Raw genomic sequence first — 14945 nt, forward strand, 5'->3', positions numbered from 1 at the left:
CCATAGAAGCCGCCCATGCGCCGCACCCGCCTCGCTTCCACCCGCCTCGCTTCCACCCGCCTCGCGCTCATCACCTACGCATCCATCCTCGCCTGCGGACCGGCCACCCCTGACCCCGCAGCCCCTGGCGCATCCCCATCCGCCGCCCAGCCCCCTGCCTCTCCCTCCGGCGCTCCCTCTGGCGCTCCCCTGGCGGACGCGAAGGCCTCCACAGCCCTGCGCTTCACCGTGCGCTTCGGCCCCGAGCTGAGCGCCGCCTCCCTCGACGGCCGCCTCCTGCTCTTCCTCGCCACCCGCCCTGGCGAAGAGCCTCGGTTCCAGGTCACCGGCGCCAACGACACCGCCCAGGTCTTCGGCATCGACCTCGACAGCCTCGCGCCCGGCAAGCCCGCCGTCATCGACGACGCCACCCTCGGCTACCCCGTCGCCCGCCTCGCCGACCTGCCGCCTGGCGACTACCACGTCCAGGCCCTCCTCCACCGCTACGAGACCTTCCGCCGCGGCGACGGCCACACCGTCAAGCTCCCCCCCGACCGCGGCGAAGGACAGCAGTGGAGCCTCGCCCCTGGCAACCTGCTCAGCGCACCGGTGCGCATGCACCTCGACCCCGCGCGCGGCGGCGACATCGCCCTCACCCTCGACCGCGCCTTGCCCGAGCTGCCCCCGATGCGCGACACGAAGTACCTCAAGCACGTCCGCATCCGCAGCGAGCGCCTCTCCCGCTTCTGGGGCCGCGACACCTACCTCGGCGCGCAGGTCCTCCTGCCCGAAGGCTGGGACACCCACCCCGACGCGCATTACCCCCTCGCCATCCTCCACTCCCACTTCGACCGCGGCTTCTTCGGCTGGCGCGAGCAGCCCCCCGACGCGGACCTCCCCCCCGTGAACCTCGAAGGCATCGCCCGCGAATGCCCCAACGGCCACGGCCCCCGCTGCGCCCCCCTGGGCTACCGCCGCGTCGTCCAGGAGGCCGGCCACCGTTTCTACAAGCAATGGACGGGCCCTGGCTTCCCCCGCGTCCTGCTCGTCCAGATCCAGCACGCCAACCCCTATTACGACGACTCCTACGCCGTGAACTCCGAGAACCTCGGCCCTTACGGCGACGCCATCACCCACGAACTGATCCCCCACCTCGAACGCACCTTCCGCGGCCTCGGCCCCTGGGCCCGCGGCATGTATGGCGGCTCCACCGGCGGCTGGGAGGCCTTGGCCGCCCAGATCTTCTACCCCGACGACTACAACGGCGCCGTCGCGAGCTGCCCCGACCCCATCGACTTCCACCATTTCGTCTCGGTGAACATCTACGAGGACCGCAATGCCTACTGGTCCGAGGGACCCCTGCGCAGGACCCCGCGCCCCGCGAACCGCGGCCCCCTCGGCTACACCGTCGCCACCATGGAGCAGGACAACCTCCTCGAACTGGTGCTCGGCACCCACTCCCGCTCCGGCGGGCAGTTCGACATCTGGGAGGCCGTCTTCTCGCCCGTGGGCCCGGACGGCTACCCCCGCCGCCTCTATGACCGACGCACGGGCGTCATTGACCCTGAGGTGGCGCAGGCCTGGCACCGCTACGACCTCGGCCACATCCTGGAGCGCGACTGGGCGACCCTCGGCCCGAAGCTCCAGGGCAAGCTCTGGATCAACGTCGGCCGCATGGACAACTACTTCCTCGACGGCGCCGTCACCCGGGTCGAGTGCTTCCTCCGCAGCACCAGAAACCCCGCCTCCGACGCGGTGATCGCCTACGGCGCCACCGACGGCCACTGCTGGAATGGCGACCCCACCACCCTGAACGCCCACTCCCGCCTGCGCTACCACGAGCGCTTCATCCCCCAGCTCGTCACCCGCTGGCTCGCGAGCGCCCCGAAGGGCGCCGACGTCAAGAGCTGGCGCTACTGACCGCCTTCGCTGTCGACGGCGGGCTCTCTGCGAGCCCCAGGTGATCGCTCAGCACCTGCTCCGCGAAGCGCGCGTGCACCCGCGTCGTCCGGCGGAGGAGCCGCACCGTCGACCCGCCCGCGAGCACCGCGTTCAGATCGTAGGTGCTCCCCGGCCGGTACTCCGTCACGCGCTCCACCCGGAACCGCTGGATAGTGCGCGTGTCCACGACCCGCCGTGGGCTCCAGGGCACGGGCCCGTGGCGCACCGTCAGCCGCTCCCCGTCCACGACCACCCGCGTCCGGTTGAGCAGCCCGGCGAGCGTGTAGTAGGTGACCCCTGCGCACATCGCGCTGTACGCGAGCAGCGCCAGCAGCACGAAGACGAGCTTCGGCCCACCCGGATCGAGCCCCTGCACCGCGACCCTCGCCCCGTAGTCCAGGATCAGCCGAGGTATCCCGGTGCGGATGAAGATCGCGTCCCACCAGATGCACAGGATGAGCAGCAGCGCGTGGTGCACCCCGAACCACCGCAGGCGCAGCTCCAGGGTCTCTCCTTGCCGCCCCTCCGTGCCGCGCCGCCCGCCTGCGTCGCCCTCGTCCTTCGCGCCCGCCGCCCGGTAACCCATCGCGCGCGGCTTCCCGGCTTCATCGAGGTAGCGCACCTCGATGCTCGCGGGGCGCGAGATGGGAGCGCGCGCGGGCTGGGCGGTGCTCATGCGCGAATGACACGCGGACCCGCCGCAGGCGTCAAGGCGCCCCCCGGGGCGCGCCGGGCTGCTGCCCCTCGAAGCGTCGAGCCGTGGCCTCACCACCTGGCGTGGGGGGCACGCCCGCGCCAGGCCCATCGAACCAGCGCATCGAGCCGCCATGGCGGGGCTACTTCTGCGTCGCCGGCTTCTCTTTCTTCTGCGCGGCGATCTCTTTCATCAGGGCCAGGTCCTTCGTGGCCAGCTCTCTCACGTACTCGTCCTGGTCCTTGGTGAGCGCGGTCAGGGGTTCCACGGCCGCCGCCGGATCGCACCAGCCGAGCGCCTCGACGGCCAGCGCGCGGGTGTTCTTGTCTGGCCACCCCGGGTCGGTGAACCTCTTCGCGACGCCGAACCCCTTCTTCGCGTCGGCTTCCGGCAGGGGAACCTTGCACGTCTCCCGCACGGCCGGGTCGCAGTCCAGGCCGAGGTCGCCCTTGCACGCCTCCCGCAGGGCCAGGGCGCATTTCGTGCCGAGGTCACCCTTGCACGTGGCCGGCTCCTCCGCGGTCTTCTCCAGCGCCGCGATCACCTCGCCTTTGATGCCCTTGCACTTGGTGCCCGCGGCGATGTGGAGGGCGTACGCCTTGAGGTCATCGGTGCGCTTCACCTGCTCGCGCAGTGCCGCGCACACCTCGTCGCTCGCCTTCCCCCTGCTCAGCCCGAGGATCGCCTGCGACTGCACGTTGCGTTCGGGATCCTGGAGCAGCCCCCCGAGCAGCTCCAGCGTCACCGCGTTCTGGTGCGAGAGCAGCCTGTACGCGAAAACCGCGCGGAGGCTGGCGTTGGGGTGCTTCGCGAGCGCGCGCAGCTCCTCCCCGAGGCCGAGCTTCACCATGTCGACCACGGGCATGGCGCCGCCGAGCTGAGAGGCCACGTACGCGTTGGTCTCCTTCTGGACGAGTGCCACCAGGTACTGCGCCGTCGCCCTGTCGATGTCCGCGGGCGGGATGTCATGCTTGATCGCGAGCATGCGAAGCCTCTCGTCCGGGCTGTCCAGCATGCCGAACAGCGTGGGCCACGCCTTGCCGATGTCCTCGAAGAGCTTCGGCTCGTCCCGCCAGGCCAGATACGGCGGGCACTCCGCGTCGAAGCCGTCTTTCGTGAACTTGCACGAGAGGGCGCCCTTGGCGAGCCTGAGGATCGCAGGGTTGCTCGGTCCCACGGCCGGCCTGGGCACGGCAGACGGGGACGCGAGAGCGGCGGGAGGTGCGGAGGCGACCGCGGAGGCCGACGCCGACGCCGACGCGCTCGCAGGCGCGGGCGCACCGGAGGGAGCCGCGGGCGACGTCCCCTCGGGCGCATGGCCCTCACGACAGGCAGCGATCATGAGAGGGGCGGCCACGAGGGCTACGCGTGCCAGGGTACGAAGCTTCACGTCTGGCGCGCTACCAGCGCCCCTCGATGAGGTCAACCGAGGCGGCCTCGCCACGGAGGCCGCGGGGACGGCTCCCGGCGTGCGGCTGCCCCTACTTCTGCGCCGCCGCCTTCTTCTTCAGCTCGGCGAGCTCCTTCGCGGCCGCCTCGCTCACGTACTTGTCCTTGTCCTTGCCGAGCGCGGTCAGCACCGAGGTTGCCGCCGCCGCGTCGCAGACCCCCAGCGCGCTGAGCGCGGCCCGGCGCGTGTTGGCATCGGGCACCTTCACGTCGGTGAGCTTCTTCGCCACCGCGAACCCCTTCTTCTTCGCCTCGGGCTTCGGCGTCTCCCTGCACGCCCACTCCACGGCCAGCGCATAGTCCACGCCGACGGCGTTCACGATCTTCGTCGCGTCCGTCGTGTTCTTCGCGAGCGCGTCGATCACCTCGCCGTGGATGCCCTCGCACCTGGTCCTGGAGGCGGTCTTCAGCGCCTCGCCCACCAGGTCATCGGTGCGCTTCATCTGCTCGCGCACGATCTTGCACACCGCCTCCGTCGAGTCCGTGGTCGGCGACAGCGCGCCGATGGCCTGCCTCTTCACGTCCCGCTCCGGGTCCTGCAGCAGGATCCCGAGCACCTCCAGCGTGGTCGGGTTCTGGTGCGGCCGCAGCAGGTAGAACGCGATCGACTCGCGCACCTCCTTCTCGGGGTGCTTCGCGAGCGCGCGCAGATCGTCCCCGTGGCCGAGCTTCACCATGTCGATCCGGGCGAGGAGGCTGGCGAGATCCTTGGCGACCTGAGGGTTGGTCTCCTTCTTCTGCACCGCCACCACCCGGTCCACCATCGCCTTGTCGTCCACGCTCGACGGCATGTAGAACTTGTCGGCTGCGAGCAGGCGGCGCTTCTCGTCCGGGCTCTCCAGCATGGCGAGCAGTGTCGGCCAGGCCTTCTCGTGGTCGCTGAAGAGGTCCTGCTCCTCGCTCCACGCCTTGTAGCCCTCGCACTCGTACGCGAGCCTCCCCTCTTCGAGAGGGCACGCGAGGGCGGCCTCCGCCAGCTTGAGGATCTTCGGATCTCCCGCCTGCGCGGGCGCGGCCTCCGCAGGCGCGGCCGAGGGGATCGGCGCCGGGGCGCCCGAGGGAGGAGGCGGAGGCGGCGCCACCGCTTCGGACGACTGGGAGCCGCCACAGCCGGGAGCTGCGAGGGAGGCCGTCGCGAGGACCGCAAGCATCACGGAACGAAGCGTCATGGCCCGCGCGCTACCAGCGCCCCTTTGCGCGGTCAACGGCCGCTGCACCGTCCCGAGCGCGCCGGAGCGTCGTCGGAGCGCCGCCTCCCCTGCCGGCCGTCGACTCGGATATCGTTCGATACCATGCGCCACTTCCTGCCCTGGGTCTCCCTCACCGCCCTCGTCATGCTCCCGGCTGCGGCGTGCTCGTCGGACGACGACGGCGCGGCGCCCGAGCCCTCGGGGCACATCGCCATCTTCCTGGAGCGCGACGACGCCTCCCAGCCGAACCCCGTGCGCGTCACCGTCCAGCTCACCGACGCCGCGGGCAACCCCGACCTCGGCAAGAGCATCACCGTCGAGGCCGAGGGCGGCGACGCGGGCTCCGTCGTCGAGGATGGCGAGGGCCTCTACAGCGCCGTCGTCGTCCCCGCCGTCGCTGGCGGCGCCACCGGCGAAGTGCGCATCGTCGCCACCTCCGGCGCGCGCCGCGCCGAGGCCTGGGCCGTGGTCCTCCCTCAGATTGACAGCACCTGGGGCCAGCCCGAGCGCGTCCCTGGCCTGGTCAACACCGACGGCACCGAGGACTCCCCCGAGGTCAGCCCCGACGGCAACTGGCTCATCGTCAGCACCTACTCGCCCGTCGACCTCCAGTGCTGCCTCGCGGGCGCCGCGCTCCCCGGCTGCAGCGGCGAACCGCGCGCCGTCTCGAACCCCGCCTGCTCTGCCTCCCTCGGCCCCTACGCCGGCCCCGAGCGCCCCGACATGCTCGGCGCCTCGCGCATCCGCTCCGCCACCGAGATCGACCACACCGCCCCCCGCGTCGGCATCACCACTGCGGGCGATGCCGTCCCCCCCACCGCCGCCTACGGCTTCCGCCGCCAGGAAGACGGCAGCTTCGGCGACCCCTTCGTGATCGGCCTCGACATGGACGGCTTCACCTACGCCCCCTTCGGCTTCTCCTTCGTGGGCACTCCGACCCAGGCCGAGCCCCCCGAGCCCCAGCGCGCCGCCCTCCTGTTCTCGTTCCTGCCGCTCCAGGCCCCCCAGAACTACAGCGACCTCTTCTTCGTCGAGGCCACCCTCGGCGAGAAGATCCTCCTCGGCAGCTACAGCGCCCCCTCGGGCCAGCCCGTCACAGACGACTTCCTGCCCCTCACCCTCCCCCTCAACCCGCTGGAGCAGCACCAGTCGAACCCCTCCTTCGGCGGCCGCCAGGTCTGGTTCGACAGCGAGGTCGCCGCCGACGAAGAGCGCGACCTCTTCTTCGCCACCACCGCGGGCACCCTCCCCGACACCGCGCTCGCCCCGACGGCCAGGGTGGGCGTCAGCGCGCCGGGCGTCGCCGAGTACCAGCCCTACTTCGACGCGCCGAGCACCCGCCTCTTCTTCAGCAAGAACTTCAACGCCGTCGTCTCCTCGCACTACGAAGGCGGCGATCCTGCCAAGAGCGCGTCCTGGAGCGAGGTGCGCACCGAGCTGTCCGTGGGCGGCCTCGTCGGCGGCGTCGGCGCCGTCTCCAGCATCGGCGAGCCCAGCCTCGCCCGGCTCGACGACGGCTCCGAGTGGCTCTACTTCGCCTACTACGTCCGCCGCGACGGCCGCTACGATGGCTCCATCGGCCGGGTGCGTCGCCGCCCGGAGTGACGGAAGATGCCATGAACCTCCTCACTGTCCGGCGCGTGACCGCGTGCGCATCGCTGCTGCTCGCCGCTTGCGGCGGCAACGTGGTCGTCGATCACGACGGCTCGGACACCCCCCCGACGCCCACCAGCACGATCACCACGACCGGCACCCCCACCAGCACCATCACCCCCACCGATCTCCCGCCGCTCTGCGGCACGGACCGAGAGGCACCCGGGTGTCAGCCCGAAGAGGTGGCGGCCACCGACGGCCAACCCGTCGGCATCACCGTCGACGAGACCCACGTCTACTGGACCACCCTCGACGGCGCCCTCTGGCGGGCTCCCCTCGACGGAGGCACCGCAGAGATGCTCGCCTACGTCGGCGGGATCTCCTACTACCTCGCGGGCAACGCCCTCCACCTCTACATGGCCACCTACAACAGCAACCAGGTGGTCCGCGTCGGCAAGGACGATGGCTTCCTCGACGTGCTGCAGCTCAACGAGGCCATGCCGGCCGGCATCGCCGTGGACGGCACCCACGTCTACTGGGCCTCCACGAGCTTCAATGGGACCGTCCGGAGAAGGCCCCTCGCGGGCGGCGCCGTCGAGACCCTCCTCGGCGGCTTCGAGTCCGCCTGGAAGATCGTGCTTCGGGACGGGGTGCTCTACGTCGCGGACCAGCTCTTGGGCCGTGTGGCCCGGATCCCGCTGGACGGCGCGCCCGTCTCTTACGTGGCCACCAACCAGCTTGGACCCGTGGCGATCGCCGTCGACGCCACGAGCATCTACTCGGCAGACGCCGACGGAGGTCAGATCACCCGCGCCCCCCGCGAAGGTGGCCCCACGGTCACCCTCGCCGACGCGGGGTACCCGATCGACATCGTGGTCGACGATCAGAGCATCTACTGGACCGACATCGACACGGGCAGGGTCTCGATGTTGCTCAAGGACGGCGACGGCGGCGACGGCGGCGACCCCATCGTCCTCGCCGACGGCCAGGACAGGCCCCAGGGCATCGCTGCCAGCCCCACCCACATCTACTGGGTCGAGACCTTTGGAGACAGGGTGATGCGCGTGGCCAAGTGATTGCTGGGCCACGTCCACCTCGTCAGGTCATTGCTCTCGAAATGGCACCACCGGCGAACGCTCCTGAGGCTCATGGAGCGCCGCCGGTGGTCTCGCCGCCTCACGTATCAGAGGCAGCTCATTCCGTCATGACGACGGATCTCGACGTCGGTGCAGCAGGCCCGCGCTCGACGCGGCCCTCCTGCGGGTGGTGACAGGTCAGCCAGCCGCCGATGCGGGCGCCTCCTCGACGTCAGCTTCCAGGCCGTTCGAGGCCCTGGCGAGCTGCGCCGACCGGCTCCGGGCCAGCGCGCCGGGCACCTTCGGCGCCTTGTCATTGCCCTCGGAAGGCGTGGCGGGCTTCCCTTCCTGGCTCTCGTTCTTCAGGCGGGTGGCCCTGGCCTTCTTCGCGGGCGCCGTGTGGTACTCGATGAGCGGCGACAGGGCATTGAGGATCTCGCCCCGATTCGGGGAGACCTTGGCCCGCCGCCGCGCCTGCGCGGTGATCTCGCCAATGCTCGCCGCAATCTCGTGCCCCAGGACGAAGATCGTCTGCTGCAGGTTCTCCGTCATCTGACGCGACGCCATGAGGAACATCATCACCGTGTGGTACTCGGTGATGCGCGATCGGATCCGGGTCACGTCCTCCGGGTTCAGCCCGGCCCGATCGATCTGCGAAGGGGTGAGGATCATGAGGTTGTTCATGGCCCTCTCGTATTGATCTCTGAGCTTGAGCGCCCTCCGCATGTCGGCGTTGGCCACGTACTTCACGACCACGCCGCTCGCGTCGATGTGCATCTCACCCGGATCGGGTTGAGTCGGTCCCGCCATTGTCCATTCCTCCTCGTAACAGGGGATTGGTTGCCCTCGGACGACCATGTCCGGGTCATCCAACCGCCGCGCAATCTGCTCTGCGATTGCTGATTTGTAAATAGGGGAGAATGCAAAATCTGAAAATGTTCACGGCACACTGTATGCCCTCGGGCGCAGGAAAACCGCGCGTGCAGCGCGTGCGAGGGGGTGAGGTGATTGGATGTGTGCTGTCGAAAATTAGACACATGCGTGTCCAGAATGTGGAACGGCGATTGCGTGACCTGCGATCTCCAGCGCCCGTGAATCACGGCGCCACAGGCCGGGGAGTGTCTAAAATTCGACACCTGTGAGCCTGCTTGCTGGAACGGCGATTGCGTTGGGGTGGAATCGGTTGCCGATGGAATGACCGCGCACCCTGTCGACGGGTGGCTCCACGACGTCGAGGAGGGAGGTCATCGAGGTCGATGGGCGGCTCGTCGACGTGGAGGAGAGAGGTCATCGACGTCGATGGGCAGCTCGTCGACGTCGATGGGCGGCTCGTCGACGTCGATGGGCAGGTCAACGAGGTCCAGGACGAGGGTGATCGAGGTCGATGGGCGGCTCGTCGACGTCGAGGAGGAGGTCAACGAGGTCGAGGAGGAGGGTCATCGAGGTCGATGGGCGGCTCATCGACATCGATGGGCAGGTCAACGAGGTCCAGGAGAAGGGTCAACGAGGTCGATGGGCGGTTCGTCGACGTCGATGGGCGGCTCATCGACGCCAAGGAAGGAGGGTGTCGACGTCGCGGGGCGGCCCATCGACGTCGGGGAGACAGCGGCGCGACGCTGACGGCGGGGAGACCCTCATGAAGAGGAGGAAGTAAGGAGTGCTTCAGGGAAGGCGGGTGGGCGCGCTTGCTGCTCCTGCGTCATCCACACACACTGGCGCGCATGTAGGCGGCAAGTCGGCGCGCACGGAGCGTCTCCCACGACCTTTACAGCGTCCTTCGACCCGTGGCGCCGAGGCCCGCATGCATCGGTTTCTCGCTGGGTTACTCCCTGTCCTCCTCGCGCTCCTCCTCGCGCTCCTCCTCGCGCTCCCCCTCGGCTGTGCCGCCGTGCGGGCGCCCCTCACGCCGCCGGAGCAGGGCGGACCGCGCTGGTCCGAGACCCGCTCCACCCACTTCACCCTCTTCACCGGCCTCGACGCGGCCGAGGCGCGCGCCCGAGCAGCCCGCTTCGAGCAGCTCCACGGCGCCCTCGCCCACGTGATCCAGGCGCCGAGCGCATGACCTTCTCGGCCACCGCGCCCGAGCCGGACAAGGCCGTGAAGGCGCGGGAGCGGAGCACGGTGCTCTACACGGCAGCGTGGAAGCTGGTCCACCTCCTCTCCACGGGTCCTGACCCCAGCTACCACGCGCGCTTCGACGCCATGCTGAACGCCATCCGCGCGGGCACACGGTCACGCGAGGCTTTCCTGGAGCAGTTCGGGGCCGACCTGCCCCAGCTCGAAGCGGCGTACCGGCAGTACCTGGTGCAGGGGCGGCTGAGCCGACGTCATCGCGATGGATCCGCAGTGCTCGTTGTGCATGGGATGGCAGGCCGCAGTGCTCGGTACCCAGAACCGCTTCGACGAGGCGATGGCTGCCGTCTCCCGCGCCATCGACCTCGCCCCGGAGTCCGTGTGGCCCGAGTCGCTGATGGATCTGCGCGCGAGGATCCTGCAGCGCCAAGCGGCAGCCGCCGCGAAGCCATCACCCTCCCCCTGACGTGCGCGCACGTGCGCCGCGCGCTTACCGGACGTTCACGCGCCGTTCACGCGCCGTTCACGCGCCGTACCCGAGCGCGCGGCGAGCCCTTTTCCTGCGCGGCCCTTCCTCCGTGACAGTGGTGCTGCGTACCATGGCCCTCCCGTCGAGCGCCTCACCCCGCGCGGAGAGGCGCCGGAGGGGCCCGCGTTGCCATTCCAAGGAGTCTGTCCCCCATGCCGTCTCGCCTGCCTCGCCTGCGTCGCTCGCTGGTCCTCGTGGTCTTCGTCATGCTCGCGGCGCTGCTCACGGGCTGCGGACCTCAGTGGCAGGTGGTGCGCCAGGCGGCGCCGAACCCGCTGGCCAACCAGCGGACCTTCGCGGTGCTGCCCATCAACTTCGCCGGCCTGACCGTGGGCGAGATGGCCGAGGCAGACTACCTGGCGCGCAAGGACCCGGAGCAGCGCGAGAGCTTCGAGGCCGACAAGCGCGCCGTGAACGAGGAGTTCACCACGGCGCTCGTCGAGGGCGCCTCGGACGGCGGGATCAACGTGGTGCTCGCCAAGGGCCCGGGCTCGGCGCCCTTCGAGATCCGGCCGATGATCACCTTCATCGAGCCGGGCTTCTACGTGGGCCTCGTCTCCAAGCCGAGCGAGGTGCGAATGACGCTGCTGATCACCATGCCGGACGGTCGGATCATCGATGAGATCCTGATGGTGCACGGCACCGACTCGGCCCGGAGCGGCTTCTCCATCGGCGGGATCAGCCTGAACCCATCGAGCGGCGGCCGCCTCCGCAAGGACGGCGAGAAGCTCGGCGAGATCGTGGCGGAGTACCTGCGCGAGCGGGTGGGGGGCTGAGGCAGAGGCGGCTCCGCGATGGGCCCGGTGGCCTCCTCGGCAACGCTGGGCCTTCCGGCGGGCTGGAGAACGTGGTTGAAGAAACGCGCCGGTATCGTCTGGTGACCGTGATCCGGCAGGTGAGGTGTGCTGGTGCGGGTGCTCGAAACTTCGTTAGTCCTTCTGTCGTTCCTGGGGGTCTTGCAGGGCTGCGCCAGCGAGGATGTCGATCCCTCTGCCGAGAATCCGGACGGCTCCACGAGCACCGAGAGCGGGAGCGGGTCCGATCCCGGCGGCTCCGATCCCGGCGGCTCGGAGCCGGAGCGGCTGCGGCAGCTCCTCGTGCGCGACATCCCGGCCCGCGATGTGATCGCCGACCCGGACCGCGGCGTGTTCTATGCGACCGTGGGCGGAGATGCCGCGGAGTATGCCAACAAGCTGGTGGTGATCGAAGCCTCGACGGCCCAGGTGACCGGCTCGGTGTACGTCGGCTCGCAGCCCTTGACGATGGCCCTCTCGGACGACGCCTCCACCCTGTGAGTGAGCCTGCAGGGAAGCTACGAGGTCCGCCGGGTCGATCTCTCCTCGGGCTTTCCGGTCCCCGGCGCTCACGTCGCGCTGCCGCCCGGCTATTACGACGATCTCGCCTTCGCAGGTCCCATGGTCGTGCTGCCGGGGACCACGGGCAGCCTCGCCGTTTCGCTGCACTACGAGGGCCTGAGCCCGAGCTACGCAGGGACGGTGATCCTCGATGACGGCGTCCTGCGCCCCGAGCAGACGGATGGGCACACCGGCGCCTCGCGGCTGACCGGTGGCCCGCCGGGCTGGATGTTCGGGTACAACGACCTCCATACCGGCTTCGGCTTCTACGCGCTGCGCGTCACCCCCGACGGCGTCCACGCGACCGAGCACGAAGGGCTCATCTCCGGTTTCTACACCGACATCGTTCACGCGAATGACCGTGTCTACGCCACCAGCGGGGAGGTCGTCGACGTCTCGGATCCCGCGTCACCCAGCAGGGCAGGCAGCTTCGCTTTCGCGGGTGAGTCCGTGCTCCCGCTCGACGCGCCCTCACGGCTCCTCATGCTCTCGAGCGACTACTCCGAGCCGCCGACCCTGCGGCTGCTCGACACCGAGACGTTCGCGCAGGTCGACGCGATCGAGTTCGACCTCGAACACCCGGAGGTGTCACGCCTCGTCTCCACCAACGGCAGCACGCTCGCCTTCATCGCGCGCGACGGCTTCTTCGACGACCCGTCACAGATCGTCGTCATGCCGAACCCCTTCAACGACTGAGAGACGCGCGCCTCTGCGCGAGGGTGCGGGACACGGCGACATCCCCGCGGGGGCGCCCGGTCACTGCAGGGCGGTGGTCTGCGGGGCGCTCTGCGGGGCGTTCTGCGGGGCGTTCTGCGGGGCTTGGTGGACGGTGCGGGGGGTCGCGCCGCGCAGGAGCATGTCGATGAGGGAGGTGAGGAAACCCTCGTCGGGCACGTTCTTCAAGAAGAAGAGCCGGTGGTGGAGCGCGCCGAAGAAGGCGCTGAAGAAGATCTGGGGGTCGACGTCGGCGGTGATCTCGCCGCGCGCGGCCGCGTTCGCCATGATGAGCTTCGGCAGCTTCTCGTGCTCGTCGCGGAGGGATTCGAGGATGTCGAACAGCCCCGGCTCCGAGCTCTCGGCGACCAGCATCCGGAAGAGGCTCTGGCCCAGCGGGTCGGTGGCGTACTCCTTGAAGATGCTGGCGAAGGCGAGCAGGTCGGAGCGGAACGAGCCCGTGTTCGGGAGGGTGCGCTTCTTGGCCGAGGCGGTGGCGAGCGCCTCGCGCACCAGCTCGTTCTTGCTCGGCCAGCGGCGGTAGACGGTCGTCTTGTTGACCTCTGCGCGCGCGGCCACGTCCTCGACGCGGAAGCCGCGGAAGCCCACCTGGGCCAGCTCCTGGATCGCGGCGTCGAGGACGCGCTGGACGACGGCATCGCCGCGCACGAGCGGGGGCTTGGCGGGCGTCTTCGGGGACGGCTTCGGAGGCGCCTTCGGAGGCGCCTTCGGGGGCGCCTTCGGGGGCGCCTTCGGGGATGCCTTCGCGGCCGGCTTCGCCGGTGGGTTTGCGGGCGGGCGCCGGGCCGTCGCTGTCTTCTGACCGCTCTCCTTGGGGATGGACATGCTCCTCACGCGAACGCCTCTGTCACGGTCTTTGACCACCGTCTTTGATGACGTCGTCTCCGACGCCCCGGCCAGCATCTCTGCCAGCGCCCCTGCCAACGTCTCGGTCCGAGCGGACCCCGACCCCCCACGCCCGCGGTCCACTCACCTTAGCCCATCACGGCTGCCCCGCCATGGGCAATCACCTGCATGCGCAACTTTGTGTTGCGGTGTGTGAAGTAAGGTTAACGGCCCCTGTTTGGCCAAGTGAAGGCGTGAACTTGCTCCGAGACGACCCATCACAACTTTTAGTTGCGATGACAAAACGGATCGGGTACTCATCATCGCAACTCATTGTTGCGGTGCTCCGGTCCGCAGCGGCCGCGCCCTTGGCCGTAGACAAGGATCCCTCCCGTGAACGCTTCTTCCGTTCGTGTGCCGCGCCCTGCCGCGGCGACGGTGGCGCTCGTCGCGCTCGCCGGTCTCACTGGTGCTTTCGGCTTGCTGGGTTGCAAGAAGAGCGCGGCGGCGCCTGCGGAGGTCCCGGTCGAGACCGTCTCCGTGGACACCGTGAAGGTGCGCGAGCAGCCGATGCCGCGCTCGATGAGGCTCACCGGGACGCTCCGGGGGGGTCAGGAGACGGACCTCGCCGCGAACACCACCGGGAGGGTCCTGGCGACGTTCGTGGAGCGCGGCGCCGAGGTGAAGAAGGGCGACCGGCTGGCGACGCTCGACACCCGCAACGCGGTGGCGAGCGTGAACGAGGTGCGCCGGAACATCGACCTGGCGCGCGCTCAGGCGGAGGCGGCGAAGCGGGACTGCGCGCTCAACGACAAGCTCTTCGCGCAGAACGTGATCTCGGCAGCCGAGCGGGATCGGGTCTCGGACACCTGCCGCAACGCGGACATCTCGGTCCAGGTGGCGGAGGCGCGGGCGCGCACGCTGGGGATCGCGCTCGCGGACGGGACCATCGTGGCGCCGTTCGCGGGGATGGTGACGGAGCGGCACGTGAGCGCGGGGGAGTACGTGCGCACCGACAGCAAGGTGGTGACGCTGGTGAGCGTCGACGCGCTGCGGCTGGAGTTCACGGTGCCGGAGGCGAACCTCGCGGCGGTCAAGGAAGGGCGGACGCTCTCCTTCTCGGTGCCCGCGTACCCGGACCGCACGTTCCAGGGGACGGTGCGGTTCGTGGGGGCGGCGGTGCGGGAGACGACGCGGGACCTGGTGGCCGAGGCGGTGGTGGAGAACGCGGAGCGGCTCCTGCGCCCGGGGATGTTCGCCACGGTCGCGCTGCTCACGGGCGAGGCGCCGGCGCCGGTGCTGCCCAAGGCGGCGCTGGTGCGGAAGGAGGACGGCACCTCGCACGTGTTCGCGGTGGTGAACAAGCGCCTGGAGGAGCGGGTGGTGCAGACCGGCTCCGAGAAGGGGGAAGAGGTGGCGATCCTCCGCGGGGTCGGTGATGGCGACGCGATTGTCCTCAGCCCCTCGCCGTCGCTCCGCAACGGCCAGGCCGTGAACTGAAGGGAG

Annotated in this window: 14 protein-coding genes; 9 read left to right on the forward strand and 5 right to left on the reverse strand. The window is 69.9% G+C overall.

The features are described 5' to 3' along the window. Positions 1 to 15: 15 nt before the first annotated feature. Positions 16 to 1899 carry an alpha/beta hydrolase gene (locus CAP_RS11855; protein WP_197041136.1) on the forward strand — a complete coding sequence of 628 codons (1884 nt, stop codon included), beginning with the start codon at positions 16 to 18 and terminating at the stop codon, positions 1897 to 1899. Here the strand turns inward: CAP_RS11855 and CAP_RS44305 are convergent. The 3 genes from CAP_RS44305 to CAP_RS11870 all read right to left on the reverse strand — a co-directional run bounded on the left by CAP_RS44305 (position 1880) and on the right by CAP_RS11870 (position 5232). Then, entirely contained in the window at positions 1880 to 2596 is a 717-nt protein-coding gene (locus tag CAP_RS44305; protein WP_052374861.1) for a hypothetical protein, read from the reverse strand. The genes CAP_RS11855 and CAP_RS44305 overlap by 20 nt on opposite strands. A gap of 160 nt (positions 2597 to 2756) precedes the next feature. Further along, on the reverse strand, positions 2757 to 4004 hold the full coding sequence (locus CAP_RS11865) for a HEAT repeat domain-containing protein (RefSeq protein WP_231511352.1): 1248 nt from the start codon (positions 4002 to 4004) through the stop codon (positions 2757 to 2759). Between the two features lie 91 nt (positions 4005 to 4095). Next, positions 4096 to 5232: a HEAT repeat domain-containing protein gene (locus CAP_RS11870; protein WP_156040714.1), complete on the reverse strand. Its 1137-nt coding sequence runs from the start codon at positions 5230 to 5232 to the stop codon at positions 4096 to 4098. A gap of 123 nt (positions 5233 to 5355) precedes the next feature. Here CAP_RS11870 and CAP_RS11875 point away from each other — a divergent pair, with 123 nt between their 5' ends. After that, complete coding sequence (locus tag CAP_RS11875) at positions 5356 to 6858, forward strand: Ig-like domain-containing protein (protein ID WP_044239968.1); 1503 nt, start codon at positions 5356 to 5358, stop codon at positions 6856 to 6858. Between the two features lie 11 nt (positions 6859 to 6869). Beyond that, positions 6870 to 7922: an NHL repeat-containing protein gene (locus CAP_RS11880; protein WP_044239969.1), complete on the forward strand. Its 1053-nt coding sequence runs from the start codon at positions 6870 to 6872 to the stop codon at positions 7920 to 7922. Positions 7923 to 8120: 198 nt separating this feature from the next. On the opposite strand, the gene CAP_RS11885 is transcribed toward CAP_RS11880, so the two are convergent. Next, positions 8121 to 8732: a hypothetical protein gene (locus tag CAP_RS11885; RefSeq protein ID WP_156040715.1), complete on the reverse strand. Its 612-nt coding sequence runs from the start codon at positions 8730 to 8732 to the stop codon at positions 8121 to 8123. 991 nt (positions 8733 to 9723) lie between these two features. Here CAP_RS11885 and CAP_RS11890 point away from each other — a divergent pair. The 5 genes from CAP_RS11890 (at position 9724) to CAP_RS11910 (ending at position 12575) form a co-directional block, all read left to right on the forward strand. After that, entirely contained in the window at positions 9724 to 9984 is a 261-nt protein-coding gene (locus CAP_RS11890) for a hypothetical protein (protein WP_044239971.1), read from the forward strand. Between the two features lie 297 nt (positions 9985 to 10281). Further along, a complete protein-coding gene (locus tag CAP_RS11895; protein ID WP_044239972.1) occupies positions 10282 to 10461 on the forward strand; it encodes a hypothetical protein in 180 nt (59 codons plus the stop codon). Between the two features lie 215 nt (positions 10462 to 10676). Then, positions 10677 to 11300, forward strand: a complete 624-nt coding sequence (locus tag CAP_RS11900) for a hypothetical protein (RefSeq protein WP_044239973.1) — start codon at positions 10677 to 10679, stop codon at positions 11298 to 11300. A 132-nt stretch (positions 11301 to 11432) separates the two neighbouring features. Beyond that, the gene (locus CAP_RS11905) at positions 11433 to 11819 is read left to right on the forward strand and encodes a YncE family protein (protein WP_156040716.1); all 387 of its coding nucleotides are present in this window, start codon (positions 11433 to 11435) and stop codon (positions 11817 to 11819) included. Then, positions 11820 to 12575, forward strand: a complete 756-nt coding sequence (locus CAP_RS11910; protein WP_044239976.1) for a hypothetical protein — start codon at positions 11820 to 11822, stop codon at positions 12573 to 12575. Positions 12576 to 12635: 60 nt separating this feature from the next. Here the strand turns inward: CAP_RS11910 and CAP_RS11915 are convergent, their stop codons facing one another. Next, on the reverse strand, positions 12636 to 13439 hold the full coding sequence (locus CAP_RS11915) for a TetR/AcrR family transcriptional regulator (protein ID WP_052374864.1): 804 nt from the start codon (positions 13437 to 13439) through the stop codon (positions 12636 to 12638). Positions 13440 to 13832: 393 nt separating this feature from the next. Here CAP_RS11915 and CAP_RS11920 point away from each other — a divergent pair, with 393 nt between their 5' ends. After that, entirely contained in the window at positions 13833 to 14939 is a 1107-nt protein-coding gene (locus CAP_RS11920; RefSeq protein WP_231511354.1) for an efflux RND transporter periplasmic adaptor subunit, read from the forward strand. Positions 14940 to 14945: the final 6 nt, after the last annotated feature.

Origin of the sequence: Chondromyces apiculatus DSM 436 (genome assembly GCF_000601485.1) — a bacterium.
GTDB lineage: Bacteria > Myxococcota_A > Polyangia > Polyangiales > Polyangiaceae > Chondromyces > Chondromyces apiculatus.